The organism is Paenimyroides ceti (assembly GCF_030409925.1).
The window spans coordinates 2,764,134-2,790,958 of sequence record NZ_JAUFQU010000001.1; the positions used below are offsets into that span (position 1 = coordinate 2,764,134).

Annotated in this window: 33 protein-coding genes; 10 read left to right on the plus strand and 23 right to left on the minus strand. The window is 33.3% G+C overall.

Annotation, left to right across the window (positions count from 1 at the left end; all coding sequences use genetic code 11):
* The first annotated feature begins 319 nt into the window (after positions 1 to 319).
* Entirely contained in the window at positions 320 to 919 is a 600-nt protein-coding gene (locus QW060_RS13735) for a hypothetical protein (protein ID WP_290364049.1), read from the plus strand.
* A 466-nt stretch (positions 920 to 1,385) separates the two neighbouring features.
* Here the strand turns inward: QW060_RS13735 and QW060_RS13740 are convergent, their stop codons facing one another.
* On the minus strand, positions 1,386 to 2,273 hold the full coding sequence (locus QW060_RS13740; protein ID WP_290364050.1) for a pseudouridine synthase: 888 nt from the start codon (positions 2,271 to 2,273) through the stop codon (positions 1,386 to 1,388).
* Between the two features lie 117 nt (positions 2,274 to 2,390).
* Here QW060_RS13740 and QW060_RS13745 point away from each other — a divergent pair, with 117 nt between their 5' ends.
* The gene (locus QW060_RS13745; protein ID WP_290364051.1) at positions 2,391 to 2,852 is read left to right on the plus strand and encodes a hypothetical protein; all 462 of its coding nucleotides are present in this window, start codon (positions 2,391 to 2,393) and stop codon (positions 2,850 to 2,852) included.
* On the opposite strand, the gene QW060_RS13750 is transcribed toward QW060_RS13745, so the two are convergent.
* The 5 genes from QW060_RS13750 to QW060_RS13770 all read right to left on the minus strand — a co-directional run bounded on the left by QW060_RS13750 (position 2,847) and on the right by QW060_RS13770 (position 7,511).
* Positions 2,847 to 3,773: a geranylgeranylglycerol-phosphate geranylgeranyltransferase gene (locus QW060_RS13750; RefSeq protein WP_290364052.1), complete on the minus strand. Its 927-nt coding sequence runs from the start codon at positions 3,771 to 3,773 to the stop codon at positions 2,847 to 2,849. The genes QW060_RS13745 and QW060_RS13750 overlap by 6 nt on opposite strands.
* A 17-nt stretch (positions 3,774 to 3,790) precedes the next feature.
* On the minus strand, positions 3,791 to 4,729 hold the full coding sequence (locus tag QW060_RS13755) for a mevalonate kinase family protein (protein ID WP_290364053.1): 939 nt from the start codon (positions 4,727 to 4,729) through the stop codon (positions 3,791 to 3,793).
* A 54-nt stretch (positions 4,730 to 4,783) separates the two neighbouring features.
* Positions 4,784 to 5,128: a cysteine-rich CWC family protein gene (locus QW060_RS13760; RefSeq protein WP_290364054.1), complete on the minus strand. Its 345-nt coding sequence runs from the start codon at positions 5,126 to 5,128 to the stop codon at positions 4,784 to 4,786.
* Positions 5,128 to 6,210: a diphosphomevalonate/mevalonate 3,5-bisphosphate decarboxylase family protein gene (locus QW060_RS13765; RefSeq protein WP_290364055.1), complete on the minus strand. Its 1,083-nt coding sequence runs from the start codon at positions 6,208 to 6,210 to the stop codon at positions 5,128 to 5,130. The genes QW060_RS13760 and QW060_RS13765 overlap by 1 nt, the downstream gene beginning before the upstream one ends.
* A gap of 80 nt (positions 6,211 to 6,290) precedes the next feature.
* On the minus strand, positions 6,291 to 7,511 hold the full coding sequence (locus QW060_RS13770) for a BaiN/RdsA family NAD(P)/FAD-dependent oxidoreductase (protein ID WP_290364766.1): 1,221 nt from the start codon (positions 7,509 to 7,511) through the stop codon (positions 6,291 to 6,293).
* A 224-nt stretch (positions 7,512 to 7,735) separates the two neighbouring features.
* Between QW060_RS13770 and QW060_RS13775 the strand changes: the two genes are divergently transcribed.
* Positions 7,736 to 8,251, plus strand: coding sequence for a hypothetical protein (locus QW060_RS13775; RefSeq protein WP_290364056.1), 516 nt, complete (start codon positions 7,736 to 7,738; stop codon positions 8,249 to 8,251).
* Between the two features lie 64 nt (positions 8,252 to 8,315).
* On the opposite strand, the gene QW060_RS13780 is transcribed toward QW060_RS13775, so the two are convergent.
* The gene (locus QW060_RS13780) at positions 8,316 to 8,639 is read right to left on the minus strand and encodes a DUF4870 domain-containing protein (RefSeq protein ID WP_290364057.1); all 324 of its coding nucleotides are present in this window, start codon (positions 8,637 to 8,639) and stop codon (positions 8,316 to 8,318) included.
* A 61-nt stretch (positions 8,640 to 8,700) separates the two neighbouring features.
* Positions 8,701 to 10,158 (minus strand): MATE family efflux transporter, encoded by a 1,458-nt coding sequence (locus tag QW060_RS13785; protein WP_290364058.1) that lies wholly within the window; start codon positions 10,156 to 10,158, stop codon positions 8,701 to 8,703.
* A gap of 77 nt (positions 10,159 to 10,235) precedes the next feature.
* Between QW060_RS13785 and QW060_RS13790 the strand changes: the two genes are divergently transcribed.
* The gene (locus QW060_RS13790) at positions 10,236 to 10,757 is read left to right on the plus strand and encodes a methyltransferase domain-containing protein (protein ID WP_290364059.1); all 522 of its coding nucleotides are present in this window, start codon (positions 10,236 to 10,238) and stop codon (positions 10,755 to 10,757) included.
* Positions 10,758 to 10,759: 2 nt separating this feature from the next.
* Positions 10,760 to 11,608: a glycosyltransferase gene (locus QW060_RS13795; protein ID WP_290364060.1), complete on the plus strand. Its 849-nt coding sequence runs from the start codon at positions 10,760 to 10,762 to the stop codon at positions 11,606 to 11,608.
* Positions 11,609 to 11,699: 91 nt separating this feature from the next.
* Here the strand turns inward: QW060_RS13795 and QW060_RS13800 are convergent, their stop codons facing one another.
* The 11 genes from QW060_RS13800 to QW060_RS13850 all read right to left on the minus strand — a co-directional run bounded on the left by QW060_RS13800 (position 11,700) and on the right by QW060_RS13850 (position 20,731).
* Complete coding sequence (locus QW060_RS13800; RefSeq protein ID WP_290364061.1) at positions 11,700 to 12,134, minus strand: thermonuclease family protein; 435 nt, start codon at positions 12,132 to 12,134, stop codon at positions 11,700 to 11,702.
* A complete protein-coding gene (locus tag QW060_RS13805) occupies positions 12,052 to 12,249 on the minus strand; it encodes a hypothetical protein (RefSeq protein WP_290364062.1) in 198 nt (65 codons plus the stop codon). Before QW060_RS13805 ends, QW060_RS13800 begins: the two co-directional genes overlap by 83 nt.
* Positions 12,250 to 12,282: 33 nt before the next feature.
* Positions 12,283 to 12,405, minus strand: coding sequence for a hypothetical protein (locus QW060_RS13810; protein WP_290364063.1), 123 nt, complete (start codon positions 12,403 to 12,405; stop codon positions 12,283 to 12,285).
* Positions 12,406 to 12,559: 154 nt separating this feature from the next.
* Positions 12,560 to 13,522, minus strand: a complete 963-nt coding sequence (locus QW060_RS13815; RefSeq protein WP_290364064.1) for a hypothetical protein — start codon at positions 13,520 to 13,522, stop codon at positions 12,560 to 12,562.
* Positions 13,522 to 15,561: a phospholipase D-like domain-containing protein gene (locus tag QW060_RS13820; protein WP_290364065.1), complete on the minus strand. Its 2,040-nt coding sequence runs from the start codon at positions 15,559 to 15,561 to the stop codon at positions 13,522 to 13,524. The genes QW060_RS13815 and QW060_RS13820 overlap by 1 nt, the downstream gene beginning before the upstream one ends.
* Positions 15,562 to 15,642: 81 nt before the next feature.
* A complete protein-coding gene (locus QW060_RS13825; protein ID WP_290364066.1) occupies positions 15,643 to 16,707 on the minus strand; it encodes a type I restriction endonuclease in 1,065 nt (354 codons plus the stop codon).
* A gap of 10 nt (positions 16,708 to 16,717) precedes the next feature.
* Positions 16,718 to 17,050: a YegP family protein gene (locus tag QW060_RS13830; protein WP_290364067.1), complete on the minus strand. Its 333-nt coding sequence runs from the start codon at positions 17,048 to 17,050 to the stop codon at positions 16,718 to 16,720.
* Between the two features lie 129 nt (positions 17,051 to 17,179).
* Complete coding sequence (locus QW060_RS13835; RefSeq protein ID WP_290364068.1) at positions 17,180 to 17,719, minus strand: SH3 domain-containing protein; 540 nt, start codon at positions 17,717 to 17,719, stop codon at positions 17,180 to 17,182.
* A 139-nt stretch (positions 17,720 to 17,858) separates the two neighbouring features.
* Entirely contained in the window at positions 17,859 to 18,524 is a 666-nt protein-coding gene (locus QW060_RS13840; RefSeq protein ID WP_290364069.1) for a response regulator, read from the minus strand.
* Positions 18,525 to 18,536: 12 nt separating this feature from the next.
* The gene (locus QW060_RS13845; RefSeq protein WP_290364070.1) at positions 18,537 to 20,483 is read right to left on the minus strand and encodes a tetratricopeptide repeat protein; all 1,947 of its coding nucleotides are present in this window, start codon (positions 20,481 to 20,483) and stop codon (positions 18,537 to 18,539) included.
* A gap of 56 nt (positions 20,484 to 20,539) precedes the next feature.
* Entirely contained in the window at positions 20,540 to 20,731 is a 192-nt protein-coding gene (locus tag QW060_RS13850) for a hypothetical protein (RefSeq protein ID WP_290364071.1), read from the minus strand.
* On the opposite strand from QW060_RS13850, the gene QW060_RS13855 reads away from it, so the two are divergent.
* Entirely contained in the window at positions 20,730 to 20,909 is a 180-nt protein-coding gene (locus QW060_RS13855; protein ID WP_290364072.1) for a hypothetical protein, read from the plus strand. The two genes, QW060_RS13850 and QW060_RS13855, sit on opposite strands and share 2 nt — an antisense overlap.
* Positions 20,910 to 20,956: 47 nt before the next feature.
* Here the strand turns inward: QW060_RS13855 and QW060_RS13860 are convergent, their stop codons facing one another.
* Positions 20,957 to 21,082, minus strand: a complete 126-nt coding sequence (locus tag QW060_RS13860; RefSeq protein WP_290364073.1) for a hypothetical protein — start codon at positions 21,080 to 21,082, stop codon at positions 20,957 to 20,959.
* On the opposite strand from QW060_RS13860, the gene QW060_RS13865 reads away from it, so the two are divergent.
* The 3 genes from QW060_RS13865 to QW060_RS13875 all read left to right on the plus strand — a co-directional run bounded on the left by QW060_RS13865 (position 21,072) and on the right by QW060_RS13875 (position 23,836).
* Positions 21,072 to 22,076: a DUF1796 family putative cysteine peptidase gene (locus QW060_RS13865; RefSeq protein WP_290364074.1), complete on the plus strand. Its 1,005-nt coding sequence runs from the start codon at positions 21,072 to 21,074 to the stop codon at positions 22,074 to 22,076. The genes QW060_RS13860 and QW060_RS13865 overlap by 11 nt on opposite strands.
* Before the next feature lie 255 nt (positions 22,077 to 22,331).
* The gene (locus QW060_RS13870) at positions 22,332 to 23,075 is read left to right on the plus strand and encodes an MlaE family ABC transporter permease (protein WP_290364075.1); all 744 of its coding nucleotides are present in this window, start codon (positions 22,332 to 22,334) and stop codon (positions 23,073 to 23,075) included.
* A complete protein-coding gene (locus tag QW060_RS13875; RefSeq protein ID WP_290364767.1) occupies positions 23,072 to 23,836 on the plus strand; it encodes an ABC transporter ATP-binding protein in 765 nt (254 codons plus the stop codon). The genes QW060_RS13870 and QW060_RS13875 overlap by 4 nt, the downstream gene beginning before the upstream one ends.
* Positions 23,837 to 23,866: 30 nt before the next feature.
* Here the strand turns inward: QW060_RS13875 and QW060_RS13880 are convergent, their stop codons facing one another.
* Both QW060_RS13880 and QW060_RS13885 read right to left on the minus strand, forming a co-directional pair.
* A complete protein-coding gene (locus QW060_RS13880; RefSeq protein WP_290364076.1) occupies positions 23,867 to 24,298 on the minus strand; it encodes a PH domain-containing protein in 432 nt (143 codons plus the stop codon).
* Between the two features lie 137 nt (positions 24,299 to 24,435).
* Positions 24,436 to 24,702, minus strand: coding sequence for a hypothetical protein (locus tag QW060_RS13885; protein ID WP_290364077.1), 267 nt, complete (start codon positions 24,700 to 24,702; stop codon positions 24,436 to 24,438).
* Between the two features lie 283 nt (positions 24,703 to 24,985).
* On the opposite strand from QW060_RS13885, the gene QW060_RS13890 reads away from it, so the two are divergent.
* Positions 24,986 to 25,165 carry a hypothetical protein gene (locus QW060_RS13890; protein ID WP_290364078.1) on the plus strand — a complete coding sequence of 60 codons (180 nt, stop codon included), beginning with the start codon at positions 24,986 to 24,988 and terminating at the stop codon, positions 25,163 to 25,165.
* Between the two features lie 542 nt (positions 25,166 to 25,707).
* On the opposite strand, the gene QW060_RS13895 is transcribed toward QW060_RS13890, so the two are convergent.
* On the minus strand, positions 25,708 to 26,808 hold the full coding sequence (locus tag QW060_RS13895; protein ID WP_290364079.1) for a DUF2891 domain-containing protein: 1,101 nt from the start codon (positions 26,806 to 26,808) through the stop codon (positions 25,708 to 25,710).
* Positions 26,809 to 26,825 lie beyond the last annotated feature (17 nt).

Below are 26,825 nucleotides of genomic sequence, written 5' to 3' on the forward strand. Positions count from 1 at the left end.
AAAAAATTAGGTTTTTACTTTTGTATAAAAACATTTGATTTTTGTTTAATACAAAAATAGTGAATTTTAACTAAAGTCAAACACTTGATAATCAATTGAATTTATAATTTTTCCCATTCGATTTATATTTTTTCTTAAACAAGAAAAATGGAATCATAAACAATTGATAATCAATACAATTTATGATTTTTCCCATACATTTATAATTCTTCCCAACAAGTTTTTGCATAGTCGGCATTTTGCATCTAAGTTTGTTACAGAAACATAACAAAAGAGCTACCCGGGCAGCTTACAAACAAATTTCAAAAACCGAAACGAGATGAAAAAAATTTATTTGTATGCAGTAGCAATAACATTAGCATTCGCATCATGTGATGTAAATGATGAACAGGCACAAGAATCTATGGATTATCAGTCAAAAACAACAAGTCAGGCACAAGTAGATGTAGCTACTCTTTATAAAGACCTAATACATACTTATAATGCACCTGCGGTAATGACAAATCCTATAGCATTGGCAAGTTTTCAGGATCATGCACTTAACAATGCTGTTTTCCGCTCAATAGCAAAAGAACAAGATTACAATGCTATAAATATTAGTGAGTTTGAAACAGTACTATCAAGTGATACTTCACTAATCAATACTTTTAGTTATAGATCAATAGTAAAATCTTATATATTAAGAATTATTGATGGCGAATATAATCTGAACAGTGTCATAACAAATGACGTAAATCTGACAAAAGATGAAAGAGTCTTTTTGATAAACTGCTACTTGGTTAGCAACAGCACAAGTGACGGAACTCCAAATAACTGGAAAAAATCAAAAACCATCGCTTTTGCTTACGGGCATCAAAAAAGCTTAGCACAGGCAATCATACTTGCAGGAGCTGTAGAAATATTGAATAACCAAATCTAAATATAAATGTTGTTTCGGGGGTCGGTAGTCCGGAATACCGGCTTACGAAAACAAAACCCAAGTACAGGGGATGGAATATGTACAAAGATTATCAGGAATAATTGGTAAAAACTGGATAAAACAGAGTTTTCCAATCTTATGACAGTACTGTCTTCAATGTAAGAACAGTTCTCAGTCAGGATTTTATTAAAGTAAGTAGTAGTAGTAATAGTAGTAGTAGAGTAGACAATACAGTTTTCACCTGTCTCTTGTTAGCAGGTGGGAATTGTATTAAAAAAGATCGTTATGAAGACTAATTTTTCACCTATTCTAAATATTATTACTTATTAATATATCAATTCACGATACTATTTTTGATAGTATCAAAGCAGACTGGTATTAATTTACCATTAAACATTGAACAATCAACCAAATACTCAATTATTAAAATCATAAAAAAGCCTCAACAATGTTGAGGCTTTTTTTATTAACTGTTCTTTAAATTAATTACTTCCTGTTCTGTAAGAAAGCGCCATTGTCCTCTGGTGACACCCCATTTTGTTAATCCGGCGAACATGACACGATCCAATTTGATCACATCATAACCTAAAGTTTCGAAAACGGCACGCACAACTTTTACATTAGAGGTTTTTACTTTAATTCCCACTTCACTTTTCGGTTGGTTTTCCACATAGCTTACTTCTTCTGCATAAACCTTATGATCTTTTACATATACTCCATTCTGTATTTTTTCAAGATCTTCATATTTCAGATTTTTATCCAATGATACCTGATACAATTTTGAAGAACGCTGAGCAGCATTTGTAAACTTTTGTATCATTTCATTGTCATTGGTGTACAACAACAATCCAACTGTTGTTTTATCCATTCTCCCTATTGGTTTTAATACGTAAGGGGATGCATTTCTAACTAAATCGTAAGAGTTTGTAGCTGAGTCTTCTTCTGAAGTGGAGAATCCTTTTGGCTTATTCAGCAAAACATATACTTTTTTTTCAGGATTCACTACTGAACCGTCAAAGTTAACAACGTCAGTCGGTTTTACTTTATACCCCATTTCTGTTACAACAACTCCGTTAACTTTTACATTCCCGGACTGTATATATAAATCAGCATCTCTTCTGGAACAAATACCAGAATTTGCTATATATTTATTCAAGCGAACATCTTCAGACTCCGGTTTAGAAGTCTTAGGCTTTGTACTCTTAAATTTATTATCAAAAGGTTTCCCTTTAAAGTATTTTTTTTCTTCAACAGGCTTATTCTTACCAGCACCTGTCTTGGAACCAGTTGATGAAGAATAAGCTTTTCTCGCATCTCTTTTGCCTTTATTATTGGCTCCTCTTCCTGAACTCATTTATATAATTTTTGACAAAGATAGCTATAATATGCATTTATTCCTCAGCAATATTTTATATTAAATAACAGTTGTGTTATATTTTTGTCTAATTTTATTAGTATAAAAAAAAGCGCTATGAAAAAAATACTCAACATCATATTATTTCAGGCAGTTATTAGTCTTATTTCTGGAATTTTACTTTCTAAAATGTCATTTATTGGAAAGATTGGTATTTCATTCGCATATAAAGAATATACCTTATTAAAAACTTGGTGGAAAGCAGCTCTTGTGGTGTTTGTGATTCAATTGTTGATAATTGGAATATTATATATTACAAAGCGTTATTATGCTTATAAAAATTTCGTCATTGTAAGCCTTATCGTATTTATTGTAGGTTTACTTGGTTTGTTTTACACTTATATCGATTTTACTACTACCTCTCATAAATATATGAACAGCAAATTTCATAGTGGTGGATATGTATTTTGGGGAGGATGGTTTATCACGTGTTTTTATTTCTTTTTTGCCAATGTGAAACCTAAACCAAGTGTAATAAAAGAAGACCTCAATGATGAAGTACAGAACAAACCTTTATAAAAGCGGTTCTATCATTATTTCTTTTCCGTGTAAAATAACCTGAGGATTGATCAGTGCAATGGATATAACACCCAACAGGATCAATAATTTAAGGCTTAAATGCAACTTTTTGAAATCTGTAAGTTGTTTTGCGCCCCACAGCTGGAACAGGAAAATAGACATCATAATCATACTGAAGTAGAAGTAATATCCCATATATCCAATTTCAAATTCTTTAATTAGTATGAATACCGGAATAAGGCAAAGAAAAGTAAGAACTGAAATAAGCTGTTTTGCTTTCTGAACTCCAAATCTGACGGGTATAGTCTGATAATCATTTGCAAGATCACCTTTGATATTTTCAAGGTCTTTAACCATTTCCCGAATCAGTATAATCAAATACAAAAATAATGCATGCACAAATATCCCTAAGCTGTAGTTTTTAAAATACATCAGTATCCCAAAAAACGGCAACATCGCCAAAACTGCGGCCGTAATATTTCCAATTATAGGATATTTTTTAAGTTTATGTGAGTAAAACCAAAGGATGAAAATATAGCAGGAAAAAAAAAGGGCAGCCCTCCATGAAACAATCCATGCCAAACCTACCCCTAAAAAATTTAAAGCAAAATATATTTGAAATTTGGTAGATTTACTGACCAGTCTATCCAGCATAGATTTATCCGGACGATTGATCAGATCTTTTTCAGAGTCATAAAAGTTATTGATGATATAGCCTGATGCTATTACAACTGAACTGCTAAGAATAATTAGAAACAGATTGAAATCGAGTAGAACATCTAATGCGCGTAAATGAGACCCGAAGATAAAAATTGAGGCCAGATACTGAGCAAGTACCACAACAAATATATTATACCCCCGCATTACCGAAAAAATACTGAAAATTTTTAGTAAACGTATTTTATTTTTGCGAGAAAGCATTCGTTATAATTCCTTTTTTAAAATTTATAAACGACTTCTAATTTATAGTCTTTTAAAGATTGTTTTGCTTTTTCAAAATCCGGTGCAAATCCTAAAATATAACCACCTCCGCCTGAACCACAAAGCTTTAGATAATAATCATTTGACTCGATACCCTCCTGCCATACATTATGGAATTTTTCCGGTATCATAGGCTTAAAATTATTTAACACTACTTTTGAAAGTTGTTTTGTGTTTGAAAACAAAGATTTAAAATCTCCTTTCAGAAAACTCTCTACGCAGGCATCAGTATATTTCGTAAACTGAGATTTCATCATGCTTCTGAAACCTTCATTTTTAAGATTGTCCATAAAGATATTAACCATGGGAGCTGTTTCTCCAATGATTTCCGAATCAATTAAAAATACTGCACCAGTACCACCTTCTTTTTGGGAAGGTATTCCTGTTGGTTCAATATTATCTTTTGAATTGATTAAGATCGGTAAACTTAAATAACTATTTAAAGGATCCAAACCGGAACTTGTTCCATGAAAAAAGGATTCCATTTTTCCAAATATAGCTTTTAACTGAAGTAATTTTTCACGTGTCAGATTTTCCAGAACAGTGATTTTATTATTTGCATATTGATCATAAATAGCTGCAACAAGCGCTCCGCTACTGCCTACTCCATATCCCTGAGGAATACTGGAATCAAAATACAATCCATTTTCAATATCTGTCTGTAGTTTTTCAAGATCAAACGTTACCAATTCAGGATCTGAAACTTGCATTTCTTTCAAATAAACAGCAAATCTCTTCAGACTTTCATTAGACTTTAATGCCTGGTCTGATAAATTTTCTTCTGTTTTTAACGCTCCGTTATAAAAGTTATACGGTATTGATAAGCCTTTTGAGTCTTTAATAATACCATACTCTCCAAACAAAAGAATTTTCGAATAAAATAATGGTCCTTTCATAGCTAGTTTTTTCTAAAACAAATTTACAAAAAAAATAAATTGGTAGACAAAATATTATTTATGAATACCATAGACACAATGACGACATCCGTTTTTACAACATCTTCCTTTTAAAAAATGATACAATTCTGTAAATACAAAAAAACCGTTTTCCATGTAATAGTGTACATTTTCTATTAGATCAACCGGTCTTTTGGGAAATGGATGATCTTTGGAATATTGCATCATTTCATCAAATTTTTTCAGGCAATCATTGCATAGACATTCGTGATCTGTTTTATCTTTCAGAAACTGTATGGTAGCATCCTGAAGCACTATTTTCTGACAATTGCAAGATTTGATATCATCAGCTCTGCAAATGATAGAGGTATGGCAATGAGTACATTTTGTATCACGCATCAGGAGAGATTTTTTATTCCGTTACCTAAAGAATCGTGGATGAATTGTCCACTTTGGCAATAGCCTGCAAGTGACTCTGAAATAAAGAGTTGCACTTTTTCTTTATACGTTTCCGGATATAAAACGTGAACATTTGCTCCTGCATCCAGAGTAAAACATACCGGAATATTAGTTTCTGTCCGGAATTTCCAGATCTGCTGGATAATCTCCAAAGTAGCCGGCTTCATAAGTATAAAATAAGGTAATGAAGTCATCATCATGGCATGAAGTGTCAATGCTTCACTTTCTACAATTTCAATAAAACGGGTTATATCACCTGTGCTAAACACTTCTTTTAAGCGTGCTAAATTTTGATGTGCCTGAATAAAACGTTGTTCAGCAAAAGGGTGTCCGTACATTAATTCATGTCCTACCGTGCTAGAAACCTGTTTTTCACCTTTATCAACCAATAGAATGGTATCCTGATAATTATTGAAGACAGTGTGTATCTCATCGCTGAAAGCCACACCAAATAGATCAGAACTGTTCTTTATGCTTTCCGTTTTTCCCCAAACTACAACATTCCCACTAATACTTCTACAAGCACTTCCGGAACCTAATCGGGCAAGAAATGATGTTTTATTGATAAAATAGGCTTCATCTTTATCATGCACCAATGTTTTTTCTAAAGCTATAATATTAGCAGACAATGCTGCCATACCAGAAGCTGAAGAAGCAATACCTGAACTATGTGGAAAGGTATTTTTTGTATCGATAATAAAATGGAATTTTTCTATATACGGGCAATAAGGTAGTATGCGCTCAAAATATTTTTGAATTTTTGGTTCGAATGAAGGTTTTGGCGCTCCTTCAAACAACAATTCAAAACTAATACCCGATGTTTTCTTTTCCTCAAAACGCAAAAAAGTTATTGTTTTACAATTACTTAACGTAAAACTCAAAGAAGGATTAGCCGGAATCTGATGCTCTTTCTTACCCCAGTATTTTACTAATGCAATATTACTTGGAGCAGAAAATGTAAAATTTCCCGCTGGTATTTGTATATGAAAGTCTTCTGTTACGAATTCTTGAAATATGCTCATTATATATTATTTAGAAAATAAAGAATCCAATAAGATGATCAATAAATACAGATATGATATGGATTGTAACAACAAATATACTACTTATTTGCAATTGCCTGAGCAGCTATGAAACCCGTAGTCCAGGCATTCTGAAAATTAAACCCTCCTGTTATTGCATCAATATTGATAATCTCACCGGTAAAATACAGATTATGAAACAATTTGCTCTCCATCGTTTTGAAATTAATCTGCTTTAAATCTACTCCCCCTGCTGTTACAAATTCCTCTTTAAAAGTACTTTTCCCATCTACTGAAAAAACTCCATCTGTCAGTTGATGGGTAAGATGAACGAGTTGCTTTTTATTTGTATCACTCCATTTAGTATCCAGAGATATTCCTGCAGCAAGAACTAATTGTTCCCATAGACGTCCCGGAATCGGAAAAGGAGAAAATTTACTGATGTTCTTTTTTGCATGGGTTTCCTTTAAAGTAAGTAATTCCTGCAAGGTATCATCAAATGTTTTATCGTTAAGCCAATTGATATGTACTTGAAATCGGTATTTCATTTCTGATAAATCACGGGCTCCCCAGGCCGATAATCGCAATACAGCAGGACCGCTCATTCCCCAATGTGTAATAAGCAACGGACCAGTCGCTTTTAGTTTACTGTTAGCAACTTTTACCGTTACATGTTCAACAGATAATCCCATAAGTTCTTTGATACGGCTGTCTTTAATATTAAAAGTAAATAAAGACGGAACAGGAGGTATGATTTCATGATTTAAACCAGCCAACATCTCCCATACTTTTGGATTACTGCCCGTAGCAAGTACTAAATTTTCTGCTAAGAATGCTCCCTGAGTGGTATCTAACTTCCATTGCTCTGCATTCTGAAAGATATGCTGTACACTACAAGATTGAATTACTTCTATATCTAACTTTTTTGCTTCTGATACAAAACAATCAATGATAGTTTGTGAAGAGTCTGTGACAGGAAACATTCTTCCGTCTTCCTCTGTTTTTAGTTCAATTCCTTTTTGCTCAAACCATTCAATTACATCACCTGTACAAAAAGTATGGAATGGACCTCTGAGTTCTCTCTCCCCCCTTGGATAATACTTTGTCAATAAATTAGGTATAAAACAAGCATGCGTTACGTTGCATCTGCCACCTCCGGATATGCGTACTTTTGACAGTACTTCTTTTCCTCTTTCTAAAATGGCTATTTTAAGATCTGTGTTTTGTTCAGCTAAACTGATAGCTGTAAAGAATCCTGAAGCCCCACCACCAACAATTATTACATCATACTTTTTATTTATCATCTCTATTGAGGTACGTTCCCCTTTTTTCAATTGTAATCCACAATATGTAGAATTTATCACAAATGTTTTTTAACTGTAAAATGCTAATTATCAAAAAGATTTAAGAAAAAAGGCTTAACTTTATGGTCTTGGAATGATTTTAGCGCTATATAGTTTCAAAATAAAAACCTTTTATTTTTTACAAAGATAATTCTAATTCTGTAAAAAAATAAATTCTAATTATGATGAAAAAATTACCTTATTTATTATTACTTGCACTTTTTGCAATGTGTAAAACTCCGCAAACGGTATTCAATTCGGGAAACTCTGAAAAAAAAGAAGAGAAAAAAAGAGAAGAAAGTAAAATCTTTTTTACAGAACAGACGAGAAATGATTTTCGTTCCGTATCAGAAAGTGTTCAGAAAAAATTTTTACAGGATTATAAAGCTTCTGAAAAACAATATTCCATTCTGTTCTTTACACAAGGGTATTATGGTGAAGTTATTACAGTAAAAAATAATGGTGAAACACTCTATAAAGACATGGTTACTACAGATAAGAATTCCGGCTTAGCAAAAAATATGCGCATTCTGAATACTGTAGAAACATCTATTTATGATCAGGCAACTAAGAAAACCATTTACATTGATTCTGAAAAAGCCATGAAACATAAATTTATCTATGTTATGAAAGATTTGTCCAGTGAAGACAAACCTTATAAAATCACCTACAGTGATAAGTTACGACCAGCAAAGTAAACTTTTTAAACAACAAACAAACGTAAAAAGAAGGTATTGAATACCTTCTTTTTTTTATGATTGTTTATCCGATGAAGGAAAATTTGTCTTCAAAATATTTACCAATTATCGGAAGTGGTTTTAGTTGTTGATTAGCCGCATTGATGATCCCAATAATCATCAGAACTAAAAAGACAATTGAAAGAAGTCCTAACATACCTAAAACCGGAGAAATCATTGTAAGTATATTCACAACTATTCCATATAAAAAGGACGTGATTACCAAGCCAAACGATTGTCGTAAATGGTATTTTAAAAAGGCATCTGCTTTGTCTTTGCCGACAAAATACGCAATTAACCATCCAATAATGGTAATGTAAGAAACAATTGATAATGTTTTGTTATCCATAGCAATAAAATTTAAAATTTTTAGTAAATGTAAGTTAAAATTTATTAAAAGTCAATCCCTGTTATTGGTTATTTTTTTTTACAAAATCATTTAATGGAATTATCAAACGTGTTATATATAAGACAGTTAACAACAAGATAACATAAAGACTACACTTCAAAAGCATCGTAAACAGCGGAGAACTAAGAGAAGGGATATAATACAATACTGTTAATAAAGTCACGCTGATAAGAACAACTTTAAGATAAGATGTGCTAAAAGGAATCATTTTGAATTTTTTATAAATGAAATATAATTTCATAATATTGAAGATAGCCATTGAAAAAAAGGAGGCAAATGCGACACCAATAATTCCATAGCCGGTATATTTCAATATATACCAATTAAGCCCTACATTTAAAAACATCAATACTACTATAGAGACTAAGTTGAACCTATAATAAGAAGAAAAGGCAATAATTTCTGTATTAAAACCTGTAGACATATTCAATAGTACACTGGCTCCCAATATATAGATGATGGGAAGTGATTGTACCAGATTGTCATAAGCAGGTAATATCTTAAATAAATCATGAATACCGAGAATAACACAACCGTACAGAAGAACGCCCACAAAAAAAAGATTTTTAGCTACTTCTGAATACTTCTTTTTCAACAGATCAAATTCCCCATTTTTTATATTATTTGATATAACCGGACTGTATAAAGCAAATACACCGATGGCAGGTATCATAATAGCATTAGCCAGTGTAACACCAATATTAAAGATTCCGTTTAATTCAAAATCTCCGGTAATTTCCGGGATCATAAAAGAGTCTACTCTAAAGGCAAAAAAAGAACCAATACTTGCCGTGAAAGCATACAAGCTATATTGATAATAGTTTTTTTTTGAAATTATCTGAAAGAGGTCTTTGAATTGTAAGGTATAAACGGGACGGTAATATTGCAGAAGATATATCACTACCAAAAGAAGCATACATACAAATGTGAGGGTGTAAAACAGTAAAGCTCCGTCAAGAGAATAAGAAAAATACAATACCAGTATAAAAGCTAAGGGTAACGCGACTTTCGGAATTATTTTTTCATATAAAGTAGGCACTGCAATTTTCTGCATATTGGTGAGTTGCCTTTTAATTAAATCTACAAATGCCAGACATATTGCAATAAAAAAAGCAATAATCACATATCTAAATCGTTCAAAAACAGCAGAATAACCTAAAATAACAACACCAATTCCTGTAAAAATAATCATCAGGAAAACAGATAGAATGCTATATGTAAATAATTTACGCTGCAAAATAGTATTGAGCAACGGGTAAAAATTCAATAAAGCTGTAGAAGCTCCTAAAACCATTATGGGATAGAAAATCTGGGCATAACCATCGATGTATCTTACAATACCGAGCATCTCAGTATCTTTAGGATAAATAAAGAGAGTAGAAAAAACGCCTATCAGGACTCCTAAATAGTTAATAAAGGTAAACAAAAATGCCTGTTTGCTTGAAAACCTGAAATCCATTTTTAAGTTATTTTTACAAATATAATCGTTAAAGTTGATTTAGTTTTTAATATTTTTGAGTTTCTAAATTTAACCGAATGTACGAAAAAACGTATCCAAAAAAACGTTTTGAAAAAACGCTGGCTTTTCTAAATGAGCATATAAGCAAAGAAGCCCAGATTTTGGATCTGGGAATTCAGAATCCACTTTCTGAATTAATGAAAGAGGCGGGATACCGGATTCAGAATACACATGGAGAAGATTTAGATGAAGATCAAACATCACTACAGAATAAAGCGTATGATGTCATGACTGCTTTTGAAATTTTTGAACATCTGTTAAATCCTTATACAGTTCTAAAAAATTGTAAGGCACAAAAAATTGTTATTTCAGTACCATTACGTCTGTGGTTTTCTGCTGCCTATAAAAGTAAAACAGACTTATGGGACCGCCATTATCATGAATTTGAAGACTGGCAACTGGACTGGCTTGTGGAGAAATCCGGATTCAGAATTTTGGCCCGGGATAAATGGACACACCCAGTAAATAAAATTGGTTTTCGTCCTTTTTTAAGAAAGTTTACTCCAAGGTATTATATTTTAATTGCTGAAAAAATATAAGTATGGTATATTATGTTGTCATTCCGGCTTATAATGAAGCAGACTATATCAAACTAACTCTCGATAGCCTCGTATCGCAAACCAGATTGCCGGCAAGAGTTGTAGTTGTAGATGACAATTCTACAGATGAAACTTCAAAAATTGTAAGTGCTTATGCAGAGAAATATGCTTTTATTGACTTGATAAATAAGGAGTCTGAACATATTCATTTGCCAGGCAGCAAAGTAATCAATGCCTTTCAGGAAGGCGTTAAGCAATTGGACCAGCACTATGATATTCTTGTAAAACTGGATGCTGACATTATTTTGCCTAAAAATTATTTTGAAGTTATTATCAATGCTTTTGAGGGAAATTCCCGATTGGGAATGGCTGGTGGGTTTGCCTATATCGAGAAGAATGGTGATTGGATATTAGAAAACCTGACCGATAAAGATCACATCAGAGGAGCCTTTAAAGCATACCGTAAAGAATGTCTGGAACAGATAGGAGGATTGAAACCAGCTATGGGTTGGGATACCGTTGATGAATTGTTGTGCAGGTTTTATAATTGGGAAATACAAACTTTTCCTGAACTACACGTAAAACATCTTAAACCTACAGGTGCAAAATATGATAAAACAGCCCGTTATAAACAGGGAGAAGCATTTTATAGGTTGGGATATGATCTATCGATTGTAACGATTGCAAGCCTTAAACTTGCTTCCAAAAAAGGACAACCATTGTTGTTTATTGACTATATGAAAGGATACCTAAAGGCAAAAAAAGAAGCAAAACCTCTTTTAGTTACAGCAGAACAAGCTGAGTTTATCCGTAAGTACCGCTGGAAGAAAATTAAATCTAAATTATTTTAAACGCATTTGACGATCTTCAAAAGTGAATACTATATTGTGGTCTAAAAAGTTTTGTTACTAACGGATTCCGGATCCGGAAATCCTATTAAATTCATTTTTTCTTACGCCACTCCCATGGTGCCACGGCATCTGGATCTTTCCATAGGCCTGCCCTGCTCTTTCGGGCTTCTCTTTCGAGCCGGGCATACAGCGGATCTTTGGAGTATCTTTTAAAGTGCCAGGCCATACCTTGTATGATCATTTGCTGATTGACAATCTGTTTATTGGCATTCACAATAATAGCTATAGCCCTCCCGTAGCGGTCGTATTTTTCTACCTGCACTGTGACATACTGCCCATAACACAAATCAGATAAGGCTTTTTTTGCGGCTTTCCCGTAGGGTTGTGATTTCTTCAACTCCGGACTGTCAATATGTGACAGTCGTATTTTGAGCGGTTGACCTTCATACAGTACTTCCATGCTGTCTCCGTCTATAATACGGATCACTTTGGCGCTGAAGGTCTGCCCTTTCAGGTTTTTCTGCACCGGTTGCCGGATCTGCTTCTGTCCGTGTACCGGACATAAGCAGATCAGCAGTGTGATCAGCCATATCAGTCTTCCCAGCCACATAATGTCTTGCCGCTGTCTTTTGCTTTGTCAATCGTAGTCTTGACGATCTTTGAACCGCAGTTGCTCAAGCCTCTGCAGTTTTCTTTGTAATGATACCTCTTGGCAGTCTTGCTGCTGCAGATGTAGACTTTATCTGAAGCTGATCCGGCACGCGTATAAGATGTACCTTTAGTATCGGCAAAAGCATTAACCGGGATATCTTTATTTGTTTCGGTACGTGTATTGGTACAGGTGATACTATTAAAGATCAGAAGGAATATGAGGTAGCTTTTCATGGTTAATCACTATTAAAGAGACAATTAAAAGTTCTTTTTTTATCTCGAAGAAAGATATATCAGAAGTTAAACACCTAAGAATCTAAGAATTATTTTTTCTGTTTCAACTTTATTTGAGGATTTAGGATACAATTCCCATTTTTTAACTTTTGAACATTTCAACCAATCTGTCCATATAACTTTCATAATTTCCAAATCTGTCGGATGAACTGAAGCTCCTGCGTTTGTATCAGTACGGTCATAGAGTTCAAGAACCAGAATCTCTAAATCTTCAAGTAAGGGATTTGTAACTGGGCGTATTTTAAAATCAGGATTTTTTTGTAAAAAGGATTCCAAACTTTTCTCCCCTGATTGTAAATATTTTTTTCTAAATTCTACTATTTCTGCCGCTGTAAGATCATACTCTTTATTATTAAAAATAGTTTCAATATAACCATCTGTAAGCAAAATGAGTATATTTCTATATTTATTAGTAAGAATTCTATTTCCTGTCTTTGTACTATTGACTTCTTTTTTTACTACAAAATCATCTATCCCTTGCTGAAAATAAGTCCAGATATCTGATCCGTAAGGTTTTTGAACAGCATTATCGTATAGCTTGTTAAATTCCTTTATGAATATTTTTTTCTCATTTTGATAAGAATTTCGGATATAGTCAATCCTTTGAGCTTGGGTTTTAAATTTAGAAAAATCAATACTCATTCGTTCTGTATTAACATTATAGGCATTGATTTGTTTTTTATTAATAAAACCTATTGTAAACAGATCCAATTGATTCATAGTTCGTTTATGGTTTAAGATTTTTGGAAACATATTTTCTGCAACCATGTTTATGATTTCAGTATCAGATACCGCTTTAGGATATAGCTTCTGATTTAATCTGTTAGATAAATCAACGGATACTGTAATATTATAATGCTCAGTAATAATATCTAATTGATTCTTATTAATATTTCTATTTTCATCTGATGTTTTGGAACTACAGCTTAAAAACAGAAAGAAACATGGAAGTAATTTTATATATTTCATTATTTGACTTTTACTCGTGTATCAATTAAGGCTTTGTTTATTTTACTATACTCCCAGTTTATCGCTACATCTGTAGCCTGAGCAGATTTTTCAATTGCTTTATTTATTGAGTATTCATAATGTAAAAAATCATTCCAACCCTCTAAAAAAACATTAATTCTATCTTTAAGTGCACTGATAGAAACAGGTATATTATCATTCTCTACATGACTTTTATAAATATCAGTTGTTGTTTCAATCATTTGTAGCTTATTATCCAAATCATTTTTTTTATCATCAATTTGATGAATCTTTTTTAAAGGTAATTTTTCAAGTTCCGTCTCATAAGATTTAACTTGAATTCTCTTTTGTAGAATTTCCTGAGATTTCATTTCAATATCAGAATTTAATAACGTAATTTGATTTTCAATTTTCCCAATATCCTCTCTCAAATGCTCCTTAATTATCTTGTTTCTTTGTTCTGCTATATCGGGATTTCTATCATCTGCTATTTTATTTAGCTTTTCAATGCAAAACTTAAAAAGCAAAATACCAAATGCTCCTAAAATGAAAACAAGATAAAAATTAGTATCTGTTAACAAATCTGTCCATTCCCACGGCTTAGGATTAATTTCAGTCTCTGATTTTATAGCATGAATTGATTGTGCAATTTTAATAGCAATAAAACTGTCTACCAAAATTAATCCGAGACCGTAGGTTAAAATATTTGCCAATAATTTATTTGATATTATTCTTTCAAGACAAGCAAATATCAGCGGAATGAACACAAATAAGCATACAAATAAAAATGCCATCCAGCCATGTTCCAATGATTTCGTTAATGCATCTGGGTTAAATACCTGAGGGTTTACAATTATGTTAGAGGTTTGTAAAGCAATTTTTGCATCTTCTTCACTATAAAGAAGTATATATGCTGCTGAAGAATAAAATACAAAAAGATAAATGAATAAAGCAAAAGTGAAAATCCCGGTAGTAATAATTTCAAACCATTTAATTCCTGGTTTAACAAAGTCCTTAAAAGATTCTCTTATTTTTGTTTCATACTCTTTAATTTTCTGATTAAGGCGTTCTAATTCATATTCTTTATTATTATTTAGGGCAGATTCTTCAATTATAAGCTCAGCTTTCAAATTGTCAATCTTATGATTCAATGTTTCTGCAATTACTTCAGTCTCTGTTTCAATCGTTATTTTTTGAGCATCATATTTATCTGTAAGTTGACTTACTGATTTTACTTTTTGCTCATCAATTTTTGACAACAGCCTCCTTTTTTTATCTTCAATGACATCAATATCATTTATGAAGCCATTATAAAGAGTATCCAGAGCTTTATGAAGAACATTGTGATCTCCATTATTTAATAAAGAACGATCATATCCCTGTTTTCTGAGGTTTTCACGATCAAAAGAGCTAACCTCAGCTGCAATCATAGAGTCTAAGACTTTTTCATATGCTATTTTGACAATTTTATCCGTATTATCTTCTTTTTCGACATGTTGCTGCGTAGATTCAGCAATAGGTTCCAATGGTTTCAGTTCTGAAGATATGGCTATTGCTTTCTCTTTTAAATCATTAAAATTAGACATTAAACTTTCTATTGTACCCTTATGATTTGTTGCAATAATGCTTTCATGATTATTCTTTTTAGCATTGACAGACCAATTATAAGAACCATGTAGTGCTATTTTCTTATCAAGGATACAAAATTTTTGATTCATCACTCCATAACCAACATTTTTAATTCTAATGACAGTAGCTCCTTTTGAGGTCAAAAGTGAAAAATCTAATTTTTCATTTTCCTGATTATCAGCAATGATTAATTCTACATTTATACCCTCTGACAATTTTAATAGTAAAATATCGAAGAGCTCTTCATCAGTAAACCATGCTGCAACAATCAAAATCTCTGATTTAGCCTTATTGAGTTCTGAGACTATTCGAGCATAAATTTCTTTATTATTATTCAATACTTGCTGATCAAGTACTGATGTTTCTGAAATTACAGGATTAGTTCTTTTGTTAAATAAATTTTTTATCATTGTCTAATTATTCTTATTTGTTTTCAGAATAAAGCAATTATTCTAAGCGTATTATATATAAGATGTTGAATAAACATTCGATTAATAATTATCCACCGTAAGGTGTAACTCAGACCGGTGATTATAGATTTCATCCAGATCAGTCAGCAAGACTTTTTCTCCGGCATCTTTGCCGTTATGGAATAACTCTAAGTATTTGTTAGAGGTGTTAAAATGAAATCTACAGATTGGCTTCCGGTTATTGTTATCCAACAAGACGCCGAAATAAGACTGTGTATCTCGGTGTGCAATTCTTTCGGAAGAAATTTTTTCCCGAAGAATGGCTTTTACAATCTGGAAGGCTTCCATTTCTTCATCGGTTGTAATGACTTTTTCGATGTCTTTATTTTCATCAATGGAAATGGGACTACTGTTGTCCTGTTTCTCAATTTTCTCATTGATATGCAAAGCAGACTTTAACCTATCGCTGATGGATTCGTTGATTGAAACGGTGAGTGCCTTTTTAGTATATTCCTTAAATACCGTCATACGGTTTGCCGTCAATGATTTATCAAAGAAACGATTGACCAATAGCTTGACCATTTCATCAGACGGATTCTCTATTTCTTTTTCAAATTCCTTTCGGATGGCTTTGATGTATTTTAAGGCTTCTGCTGAATCCAGAATGTTTTCGAGATTATACTGATTTTTGGCAAAGCTCTCCAGAATTTTGATGGAGCTGTCTTTCAGATCTTCGATATCAATGGTTAAGAATGGTTTTTCATCCATTATATTCGGCTTCTCCAGATCGGTATAAAAATTGTACTTCAATCCATTGGTCAATACTCCAAATCTGGATTTGGAGACATGGTAGTAGCGATGCAACTGAGAATTATGTGCATCAGCATTTTCTTTCCAGTGTTTGCACTCTATGATGAGAATAGGCTCATCATTATTTCGGATTACATAATCTACTTTTTCACCTTTTTTGGTACCGATATCACAGATAAACTCCGGGATTACTTCGATGGGATTAAAGATATCATACCCCAATAGCTGAATAAAAGGCAATACAAAAGCATTCTTGGTGGCTTCTTCGGTATTTATCTGATCTTTCAGACCATTGACCCGTTGGTGCAGTTGCTCCAGTTTAAGTTTAAGTTCCATATTCATCAGGTTAGATCGATTCGTCTATTATTTCAGCATCGGGTGCATTTGTTTTCACGGATTCGATTCCATTGTCCCGCCCGGCAGTGCTGGTGTACATTTGACTGGTACCAATAATCTCTCCGTTTCCGGCTTTGAGATTGAAGTAGTATTTTCCGTTTTTAGCTTCTTTTCTGTCGTAACGATTGTCGAGAGGTGCGTTGGTCTTTACGGATGCTATCCCATTTTGGCAGGATGCTTTTGCCGTATAGCCTTCACTGGTGAGAATGACCTGACCGTTTGCCGCTTCAAGGTTAAACTGGTATTCACCATTGCTTCTTTTTTTTAGTATAAATTTTCCCATTTTTGTTTTTTTAATTGTTTAACTCCTCAAAAGTAGAAAGGGTGAAGGGGCTTTATTTACGGTTTTCCTCAATAGGGAACAAAAAGAGCATTCTTTTTACGAAAAACCACATTATTTTTTTATATCCCTTTATGTTTTCCAGTTCTTTTGGAGTATTGCCTTTGCTGTTGTAGAAGGTTTAGGCTTCCGTTTTAGGTTCTTCGCATACACCCAACCTGTTTTTTTTGATTTTTTAACGGTGACTTTAATCCATTGGCCTGATTGCTGAATAAATAGAACCTCATCATTAATTTTTAGTTTTTCTGTAATATCATAATGAGTTCCTGCCCCGCTCCTCATATTTACGTTACTTTTATTTGCTACCAACAACTCATCTTTATAATAGAAAAAAACTTCCGGAGAGGATGATGGTCTTAAAGAAGGCTTATTTACCGGAGTACTTTTTTTAGTTGTGACAGGTTTACTTTGAGAAGAAGAACAAACGCCACAACTGCCTCCGGAATTACAATGTGCACAACGAGAGCAATTTTTACATGCTGTACAGTAATCTGAACCGGTGCATCTTGCTTCTGATGTTTCACAACAGGAAGCTAATAATTGATTGTTCTGAGAATTTGCGATAAAGTGTGTTGTAAGAAACAATAGGAATAAAAGAATTTTTTTTGTCATAAGATTCAATTTTTAGTTTTTTAAAATATAATACGACAAAACTATAGTCAAAAAAAGCCAGCTCTTTACGGTTTCCCATAAAGAGCTGGCTTTGTTTTTCATAACAATTCCTTTTTTGGTACTCTAAGTATTTAAAAAATTAAATCAATCCTAAGTCTTTGGTGATTGTGATAAGATGTGCAATATTTTTAGCATTGAAATAAACTTTCAACCGGTTGATTCTCTTTTCAATACTGCTAACACTGGAAGAACTGTAGCCTCTTTTTTTAAAATCAATACTTATTTCTTCCTGTGACAATCCTCTTGAAAGATGGTTTAGAAGATCGGTATCATAGGTCTCAATTTCAAAAACCGGATTTTCTTTTAACGCATTGGCAATATATTCCGGTACGTATCGACTGGTTTTATATATTTCTTCAATTGCTTTTTTTAATTCCACAATGCTGTTTCTATCTTTGGGTACATATCCGTTTATGTGGAATTTATCGAAAAGAGTTTTTATTTTTAAGGGTCTGTCCTCTACAGAATAAGCGATTACCTTTATATCGGGTTGTTCTTTTTTAATGGCTTCAATGAGTTCTTCTCCTGATTTTATAGTAACGGCTCTATGATCTTCCTTAAAAGAAAGATCGGTAATGAGTAAATCAAAAGGTGAAGCGTCAATTTTACCGCGTTTAATTTTCAAAATAGCTTCATCACAATACTTGGTACAATGAATATCTACCTCTCCCATTTTTTCTAAAACTGATACTACTCCCAAATTGATACTATCAATATCTTCTACTACTAAAACTTTTTTAAACATATTATACTCTATTTATACAGGACAGCTTATCATCACTTTTAATCCTCCTGAATCATTTGAATCAAAAGTAATAGTTCCCTCAACTGTTTTTATACGACTTTCCGCATTTTTCAAACCATTTCTAAAAATAGTTTTTTCATCAGAAATTCCCACTCCGTTATCTGAATACTGTATCTTGATTGTACGGTTTATGAATTCAAACCGTACCATTACAAGAGAAGCCTTGCTGTGTTTCTTCATATTTACCATAAGCTCCTGTAAAATACGATAGATGACTATTTTTTTTGATTCCTCAACTGTATTCCAATGGATACTGTCAATTCCTGCCAAAATAATTTTCCGAGCATTCAACTGATATTCTCCCAGCATATTTTTTAAAATTGCTGTATAGTTTTCTCCGGTATCTATGCCGCTGTTCTCTTTTGAAATATTTCTTGTTCTGCTATATACATCCTCCAGACTATCCAGTAATTTCACCCGGTTGTCAGGTATAGAAAAATCGGTATGTTCTGTATAAGCAATGGTATTATAAACATCATTAGCCAACTCGTCATGTATTTTTGCAGCAATACGTGTTTCTACCTTATACGCTTCTTCTAATTTTTCACGCTTATGTCGTCCTTTGAGAATATAATACAAAAATACAATCAAGGCAGCCGTGAGTAAAAAAGCAGAAAGTAATAAAGTATTGGTAGTTTTCTGTTTCTCAATGACCAGTTTATTTTCTGCTGTCTTGGCTTTTAGCGAGAGGTTCTGTTCCAATTCCTGCGAGTAATCATATTTAATTTTTGCAAACTGATTTTTAGCGTTTGTACGTACATTTGTAATACTGTCATTTAACCGAAGGTATTCCAATGAATATTTTTTTGCTTCTTCTCCGTCTGTCAGGTTAATGAGCTTTTTTAAGCCGGAAAGTTCGTCGTCAATTCCTTTAGAAACTCTCGAAAGCTGAACCGCTTTTTTAACCAAACTGATGGCTTTTTGTCTATCTGTATTTTCAAAAAACTCTGCTATGGTTAAACAATTTTTGATCTTTTGATCGTTGATTCCAAGACTGTCATTTATACGTAAAGCTTGCTGAAGCTCAGAAAGACCATCGCCTTTATTTTTTTTAAAAAGAGCATATCCAATATTATTTAAAACCAACGCCTTTTCATCTAAATGTTGATCTAAAACGGAAGAGGTTAATAAACTATATAATTTCTTTAATGCTACTTGTTCATCTCCTGAATCAATATAGGCGGATGCTATATTATTTTCTAAAACTATTATAGCAAGAGAGTCTTTTGTCAGTTCTAATGCTTTGTTATAAAATTCAATCGACTTGTCATAATTTTTATTCTGATAATAGGCAATTCCTATGAGATTATAAGATTGAGACAAGTAAGTAGAATCGGGTGCTGATTTCAGATATTTCAAAGCTTCTGTGACAATGTCTTCACTACCGGAATAATCATTATATTTCCAATGAATTTCAGCCATTCTTATAAGATTATATCCTACTCGTAAACTATCCCTATGATGTAGATAGAATGTATTGGAACGTTTATAATTAAAATATGCCCTATCGAATTCTGATTTACCGTAATAATAATCCCCGGTTAAAGAGGCAGCATATCCCTGGTAGCTATAGCTCCCTGCATGTAAGGCTAATTTTTCTAACTGATCAATATAGGTTTTAGCACTGTCCGGAGATTCATATATATACAATACGGTTTTATTTGCTAAAGCTTGCCATAAAAGATTTTCATTGTCTATTTTTTTTGATAACGTAATAGCACTATCCAAGAGGATCTTTTTTTGAGAAAAAGATAACGTATCCTGGTCAGCGTTTGACACAAGTGCTTGTATTTGCTGCTGTATGGCTTTTTGTCCGCTGAATTTTGAAGAGCTTTTTTTATCACAGGATACCAAAAAGACTAAAAACAGTATAAATAAAATAGAGGGAATTACTTTCATGTTTGAAAAATAAAATCCCTCTAAAGTTACGTTTTTTTGTTAAAAAACCTAAAAAATTATGGCTTTGTTGGCGGTTTTGGTGGTTTTATTGGAATAAGACCAACTCCTGTTCCACCCCCATCATCATTTTTTACTTCATAATAATTGGTTTCCGGAGTTTCCTCGGCTGTGATTTCATCATCTACTGAACATGATGCCATAAGGGTACTTGCAATAATACCTGCTACTAATATAAAAGATTTTTTCATGGTTACTTTGTTAAAAATTAGACATAGGTGTGGCTGTCCGGATCTTATCCGGGATTGGCACATTACACCGTTAAAAAACAGAGCTCTGTTTGGTTTGGGAAGTACTGTGAAGTTGCCTTATTGTTCTGTTTATACTTCCCGGATAAACATTGCAATGAGGTTATCCTCACAGTTTTAAAAAAATTAGTTTTGTACATTTGTCTCTGTTATAGGCAGGGACATGAACTAATTTCTGAGGCAAAGTAACGGCAGGTTTTTGTCTAAAGTCCTTACGGAATCCGATGTTTCCGATGCTTCCGACAAATGATGAAAAAATCCGATAATTCCTAATATTCCGACTATGGAAAACAATTATTCTGACTATAAAAAAGCGTTAAAAGCGAAATATGAACAAGAAAAAACAGGAGTAAATACAAGCTTTCTTTTGCAACTGACTCCTGCGCGATTAAGAGATTTGACCCTCTATGTTTTTAGAGAAACCACCAATCCGGATGATCTTAAAACATTTGAACATTTTATGGGCTTTCCATTTGATCCAAGCGGTGTTCAAAAAATAAATAATAAGATAGATGCGTTCCGGCCGCTCATTAGTTTTTTAAAAGACCGATCCGATTTAGCCAATCCGGGTTCAGTAGAAATGTTGGCCGTTTTGCTGGATTTTACTCCAAGACCTTTCCATAAGTTTAGAAAAAAGACAATAATAAATGAAAATACTTTTACTGATATTGATACAGTAGAAAAGAAAAACGATATAATTGAAGGGGTTGAAAATACGCCTCGTGAAAATGAGACAACGGAAATTGATGAAAACAAAATTGAAGTTGTTGATGAAGGAACACAAGATGAGGTGTTTCAGGATGAAATCATACGGACAAAAAATAGCGGTTTAATACATCTTATGTCATCAGGAGAAAATAAAGAAAATGTACCAAAAAGAAATAAAATTTCGGTAAAGCAGAAAACATTTTTGGCCACAGGCTTAGGCATTTTGGCTTTGGGTACTTCTGTTTTCTATAATGTAAAAATGTCCTCACAACAAGAGTGCATGCAATGGAATAACGATCGCTATATTGCCGTTGATTGTGAAAATACTACAAATGGTATTATGGGGATAACTTCCGCGATTCCTATTGATATATCGGTTATTGAAAAGTTCAGAAAAATAGCAGTAGATTCCACAACGGTATTTTTTAATGCCAAAGGCGATCCTATCGTTTGGTATTCTAAAAAACCATCAGGAGAGATTGATTTTTTTAACCAGCCCGGATTACACCCTGAAACACAGGCTACATTACGTAAGATTACCCCGCATATTATTAATAAATATGTGTTGCTCAATGAGTAACTGAGCTCAGTACATAAAACAGCCTGTAGTTATGACTATTTACAGTCATACTAAATCTACATTACACAAAGTGGATCTCTACTGACGCTTAATAATAGACTTATCCTTATTCATTTTCTTTATTTAAAATCTGTTTTAGTCGAACAATTAGTGTTTCTGCAGGTATGTGATACATTTCCACAAACGCAAAAATCCTATTTCTAAAAGAACTTAAATGCAATTAAATTTTTAACTTAGCATCTTTAAATAGTTTTTATGATTAAAATGTTAACCAGCATCGGTAAGTATTTCATTATGATGGGCGAGATTTTCAAACGCCCTACCAAATGGAAGATAATGAAAAACTTAATTTTTAAGGAAATTGATGAATTGATCATTGGTTCTTTAGGTATCGTAGCATTTTTGTCCTTTTTCATTGGAGCTGTAGTTACGATACAGACCGCTTTGAATTTAAACAACCCTATCATCCCTAAATATCTTATCGGATTTACTGCACGCCAATCTATTATTTTAGAATTTTCGCCGACATTTATTTCCATTATTATGGCAGGTCGTATGGGATCTTATATTACCTCAAGTATCGGAACGATGAGAGTTACCGAACAAATCGATGCCTTGGAAGTTATGGGTATCAACCCATTGAATTATCTGGTTTTCCCTAAATTAATTGCTTCCTTTACGTATCCTTTTGTTATTGCCATCAGTATGTTTGTAGGAATTTTTGGTGGATATGTTGCAGGGAGTCTGGGAGGTTTTTTGGCACCAGAAGAATTTATTCACGGATTACAGGATGATTTCAATCCTTATCATATTACATATGCTTTTATTAAAGCAGCGATATTCGGATTATTGCTTGCAACCATCCCGTCTTACTTCGGGTATTATATGCAAGGTGGGGCATTGGAAGTTGGTAAAGCCTCTACCAAATCGTTTGTATGGACCAGTGTGGCTATTATTATTACCAACTATTTACTAACGCAAATACTCTTAGCTCAATGATAGAAGTAAAAAATATTGTAAAATCTTTTGACGGAAAAGAGGTTTTAAAAGGCATTACGACTACCTATGAAACGGGTAAAACAAATCTTATCATCGGTCAGTCGGGATCAGGAAAAACGGTAATGTTGAAGACGCTTCTCGGAGTTCATGTACCGGATAGCGGACAAATTATATTTGACGGGAGGGATTTTGCTGCTTTGACAGCAGATGAGCGAAGAGATTTGAGAACAGAAATAGGAATGGTATTTCAGGGATCTGCTTTATTCGATTCTATGAATGTGGAAGAAAATATTGCTTTTCCCCTGAGAATGTTCACCAAGAAAACGAATAAGGAAATAAAGGATCGCGTACAACAGGTAATTGAACGTGTAAATCTTGTGGATGCCAATAAGAAAATGCCTTCTGAAATTTCAGGAGGAATGCAGAAAAGGGTAGCTATTGCAAGAGCCATTGTCAACAATCCTAAGTATCTGTTTTGTGACGAACCCAATTCCGGGCTGGATCCTAAAACAGCTATTGTAATTGATACATTGATTCAGGAGATTACTCATGAATACCAAATGACCACTGTGATCAATACACATGATATGAATTCCGTGTTAGAAATCGGAGAAAATATTGTTTTTCTGAAAAACGGAAAACTCGTATGGTCCGGAAACAGTGAGGAAATAATGAAAACAAATAATGAAGATATTGTGGATTTTGTGTATTCTTCGGAATTACTGAAAGAAATCAGACGCTTTCACAACAACCAAAAATAAAAAATCGCTCTTAGGGGCGATTTTTTTATTTTAATACCGTACTATTTTAATATCCGGTTTGTGTTTTAAAATTTCTGTTACAAATTGTTCATTCGTATAAGGACTGATGTAGAGCTCTTCATATTTATCATACTTAATAATCAGACCTTTACTTGCCATAGCCGGCTTATTGCCCGCCCACAAGGTTTTCCCTACCACAATCTCACGAATTCTCTCTATTGCAATTTTCCCGCTCAAAAATCCGCTTCTATAGAAGAAAAAACCATTTTCTATGCGGTAATAGGTATAAGCTACCAATAAGGACATTAAAGCAACAATAAGTACAAATGACCCCATGATGACCAATATATCCGATAAAAAAATATCGGAACGAAACCCAATGATTAATGTACCGATAACAAAAAGGCAAAAAAACAACGTCAGCATTTGGTAAAAGCCCTCTTTTCTTGTTTTGAATTTCATAGTATTACATTTTAAAATAGTCTAAAAATACTTCTTTATAGGCTGAAGATATTTCTGAGCATTCTGCTGAACAAAATCTTCTTTTAAAACCTTCTTTTTTGTTTTTATGGCTTTGTCAAAGTTCTTTTGTGATACATCTAAATCTGTCTGCCGTTGATTGAATTTACTGCTTTGGAAAAATCATTCAGAGATTGATAGTTATCTGCAAGAGACTCATAGCCTTGTGTCAATGAGACGGGATCTTTCTTGTCTAATGCCTGCTCAATCTTTTTTGTAGCCTTTTTTGCATTGATAAGTGTAATGAATCCTGAGCATATAAATGACCACTTCCGATTATGGCAGTCCACAAAAACCCTATGACTAAATATATTTTCATTTCTACAAAGAAAAACAATCTTTTGCAATGTGTTATGCTTTTTACCAAGTGAAATACGGGTTTCACCCAGTGTGTCAATTTTGATTTGTTTTTGCGTTTACTTTTACTTCAATGAAAATTAATTTTAAAATCTATCATCTTATGAAAACAATTATTGTAAGAACTGTAATTGGCGTACTTTTTTTATCGGGAGCCATCACAACGCAACACCATTTAACAATCAGGGAGCAAACAATCCTGAAAAAGAATTATTAAAGAAAGACAACAAGACCAAAATACAGGTTGCTTTACTACTCGATACCTCAAGCAGTATGGACGGTCTGATTGAACAGGCAAAATCACGTTTGTGGAATATTGTCAATATGCTGACTACTTTAAAATATAACGGAAAAGCGCCACAAATAGAATTGCCTTGTACGAATACGGAAATGACGGAATTTCCGAAAAATTATATCCGAAAAGTAGCTCCGTTGACACAGGATCTGGATTAGATCACGGAAAATTATTTTCTTTAAAAACCAACGGCGGACTGGAATATTGCGGAGCAGTCATAAGTTATGCTACAGAGTAGCTTGAGTGGAACAAAAACAAAAAGCAGTATGAAACTGATTTAGATTGGCGGAAATGAGCCTTTTAATCAGGGAACAATTCATTACAAAGAAGCGATAAGTGAAGCCCGTAAATATTTATATATCAATACCATTAAAACTATATTGAGGAAGAAATAAAAAAAGCGGAAATTCAGAAGATGATTTAGGTAACGCCATAGAAAGTTCTATTATGGAAATTGCCCTGAAAAATGGTTATAAAAAAGACTGACTAAAAAGTGAAAGAGAGATTGATGAGGAATACAATCTCTCTTTTCATTAAAAAAATTACTCAACCACAATTTTTCGGCTTACTGCTGTTTCTTCTGACAGAAACAATTCATAAGGAACCGTTATAGCATTCTTTTATTTTTCATAATTATTTTTAACAAAGAACGCTATTGTAGTTTATCAGAATATCAGTTTAATACTACTAAATCATTATATTAATGAGCGTGTTTGGCATCCAAAGCATATAAAGCAAAAGTTCCGAGCCAGTGACTACCCATATAATCATCATTGGTAATATTTTTCAGAGAATAGGACAAATGTTCATCGGCTATTTTTCGGATGTATTGTAATTCGGGTAGTTTATCTGCAATTTTATATAAAGCTGCAGCTCTGCTAAAATTCACTCCGTCTAAATGCACCAGATGACCGTCAGTTCTGTCGGAAACCACCCCCACTTCAAGTGCAAAATCCTTTTTGAGCAACGCAGGTAAAAAATCAGAAAGCCATTTTTTATATGCTGTACTTTCAAGTATTTTACTCATCAGCAGAGCTTCTTCGAGGCACGGAGACAGGAAGTCATGGCCACTTGGCTCAAATGCGAGATTGCAATTTTTATCATTGGAAAACAATCTTTTTGCATGGAGCACGATCAGTTCTTCAAATTTTTTGTTTTTTGCCGATCGTGCGTAATCCAGTGATAGCGATAATCCGAAAGCGGTATTGTCATGGGTACCGGTTCGTATCGGATAGTTTAGTTTTGGCAAATAAACTTCATATCGCTCTATTAGCAAATCTGTCAACGGCTGTAAAGTTGCACTCCATCTTTTAGCATCTGCATCATCCCAGGTATTTAAAGCTTCCTGTAGCTTAAACAGCCATGCCCAACCATACGTACGCTCAAAATTCAGGTTGTTCTTATCTTTAAAGAAAGCCATTTCCACAGCGATATTTTCTTGCGTAATGTGCTGCTCTAATAATTTTCTTACCTCATGGTTTTTATCGATTTCAGGAAATTCTTTCATCAGTTTGATGATTGACCAATAGCCATGTACAGCGGAATGCCAATCAAAACATCCGTAAAAAACAGGACGCAATTGTTTTGGTGTTTTTAAATCAGCAGCACTGCCTATAGTCTGTCCCAGTTTATTCGGATATTCTGTGGTGAGACAGTGTACCGGTAATTCAAATATTTTTTGTGCCTGCACAAAATCAAGAGCAATTTCCTGCTCTTTTATCGTTTCATTTATTGCTTCTTTTTTAGACTCACAAGCTGTTAACGCAATGAGTAAGGTACATAATAGTATACTTTTTTTCATCTATCTGTTTTTATGAT

Bases quoted from the DNA above. Each gene is read 5' to 3' on its own strand.
- QW060_RS13845 (WP_290364070.1), bottom strand. From the start codon at position 20,483: ATGAAAGTAATTCCCTCTATTTTATTTATACTGTTTTTAGTCTTTTTG.
- QW060_RS13750 (WP_290364052.1), bottom strand. From the start codon at position 3,773: ATGCTTTCTCGCAAAAATAAAATACGTTTACTAAAAATTTTCAGTATT.
- QW060_RS13745 (WP_290364051.1), top strand. From the start codon at position 2,391: ATGAAAAAAATACTCAACATCATATTATTTCAGGCAGTTATTAGTCTT.
- QW060_RS13780 (WP_290364057.1), bottom strand. From the start codon at position 8,639: ATGGATAACAAAACATTATCAATTGTTTCTTACATTACCATTATTGGA.
- QW060_RS13875 (WP_290364767.1), top strand. From the start codon at position 23,072: ATGATAGAAGTAAAAAATATTGTAAAATCTTTTGACGGAAAAGAGGTT.
- QW060_RS13795 (WP_290364060.1), top strand. From the start codon at position 10,760: ATGGTATATTATGTTGTCATTCCGGCTTATAATGAAGCAGACTATATC.
- QW060_RS13785 (WP_290364058.1), bottom strand. From the start codon at position 10,158: ATGGATTTCAGGTTTTCAAGCAAACAGGCATTTTTGTTTACCTTTATT.
- QW060_RS13790 (WP_290364059.1), top strand. From the start codon at position 10,236: ATGTACGAAAAAACGTATCCAAAAAAACGTTTTGAAAAAACGCTGGCT.
- QW060_RS13825 (WP_290364066.1), bottom strand. From the start codon at position 16,707: ATGGAACTTAAACTTAAACTGGAGCAACTGCACCAACGGGTCAATGGT.
- QW060_RS13760 (WP_290364054.1), bottom strand. From the start codon at position 5,128: ATGCGTGATACAAAATGTACTCATTGCCATACCTCTATCATTTGCAGA.
- QW060_RS13740 (WP_290364050.1), bottom strand. From the start codon at position 2,273: ATGAGTTCAGGAAGAGGAGCCAATAATAAAGGCAAAAGAGATGCGAGA.
- QW060_RS13890 (WP_290364078.1), top strand. From the start codon at position 24,986: ATGGACGGTCTGATTGAACAGGCAAAATCACGTTTGTGGAATATTGTC.
- QW060_RS13820 (WP_290364065.1), bottom strand. From the start codon at position 15,561: ATGATAAAAAATTTATTTAACAAAAGAACTAATCCTGTAATTTCAGAA.
- QW060_RS13815 (WP_290364064.1), bottom strand. From the start codon at position 13,522: ATGAAATATATAAAATTACTTCCATGTTTCTTTCTGTTTTTAAGCTGT.
- QW060_RS13830 (WP_290364067.1), bottom strand. From the start codon at position 17,050: ATGGGAAAATTTATACTAAAAAAAAGAAGCAATGGTGAATACCAGTTT.
- QW060_RS13850 (WP_290364071.1), bottom strand. From the start codon at position 20,731: ATGAAAAAATCTTTTATATTAGTAGCAGGTATTATTGCAAGTACCCTT.
- QW060_RS13840 (WP_290364069.1), bottom strand. From the start codon at position 18,524: ATGTTTAAAAAAGTTTTAGTAGTAGAAGATATTGATAGTATCAATTTG.
- QW060_RS13775 (WP_290364056.1), top strand. From the start codon at position 7,736: ATGATGAAAAAATTACCTTATTTATTATTACTTGCACTTTTTGCAATG.
- QW060_RS13735 (WP_290364049.1), top strand. From the start codon at position 320: ATGAAAAAAATTTATTTGTATGCAGTAGCAATAACATTAGCATTCGCA.
- QW060_RS13895 (WP_290364079.1), bottom strand. From the start codon at position 26,808: ATGAAAAAAAGTATACTATTATGTACCTTACTCATTGCGTTAACAGCT.
- QW060_RS13810 (WP_290364063.1), bottom strand. From the start codon at position 12,405: ATGCTTTTGCCGATACTAAAGGTACATCTTATACGCGTGCCGGATCAG.
- QW060_RS13755 (WP_290364053.1), bottom strand. From the start codon at position 4,729: ATGAAAGGACCATTATTTTATTCGAAAATTCTTTTGTTTGGAGAGTAT.
- QW060_RS13765 (WP_290364055.1), bottom strand. From the start codon at position 6,210: ATGAGCATATTTCAAGAATTCGTAACAGAAGACTTTCATATACAAATA.
- QW060_RS13835 (WP_290364068.1), bottom strand. From the start codon at position 17,719: ATGACAAAAAAAATTCTTTTATTCCTATTGTTTCTTACAACACACTTT.
- QW060_RS13870 (WP_290364075.1), top strand. From the start codon at position 22,332: ATGATTAAAATGTTAACCAGCATCGGTAAGTATTTCATTATGATGGGC.
- QW060_RS13855 (WP_290364072.1), top strand. From the start codon at position 20,730: ATGGTTACTTTGTTAAAAATTAGACATAGGTGTGGCTGTCCGGATCTT.
- QW060_RS13865 (WP_290364074.1), top strand. From the start codon at position 21,072: ATGGAAAACAATTATTCTGACTATAAAAAAGCGTTAAAAGCGAAATAT.
- QW060_RS13880 (WP_290364076.1), bottom strand. From the start codon at position 24,298: ATGAAATTCAAAACAAGAAAAGAGGGCTTTTACCAAATGCTGACGTTG.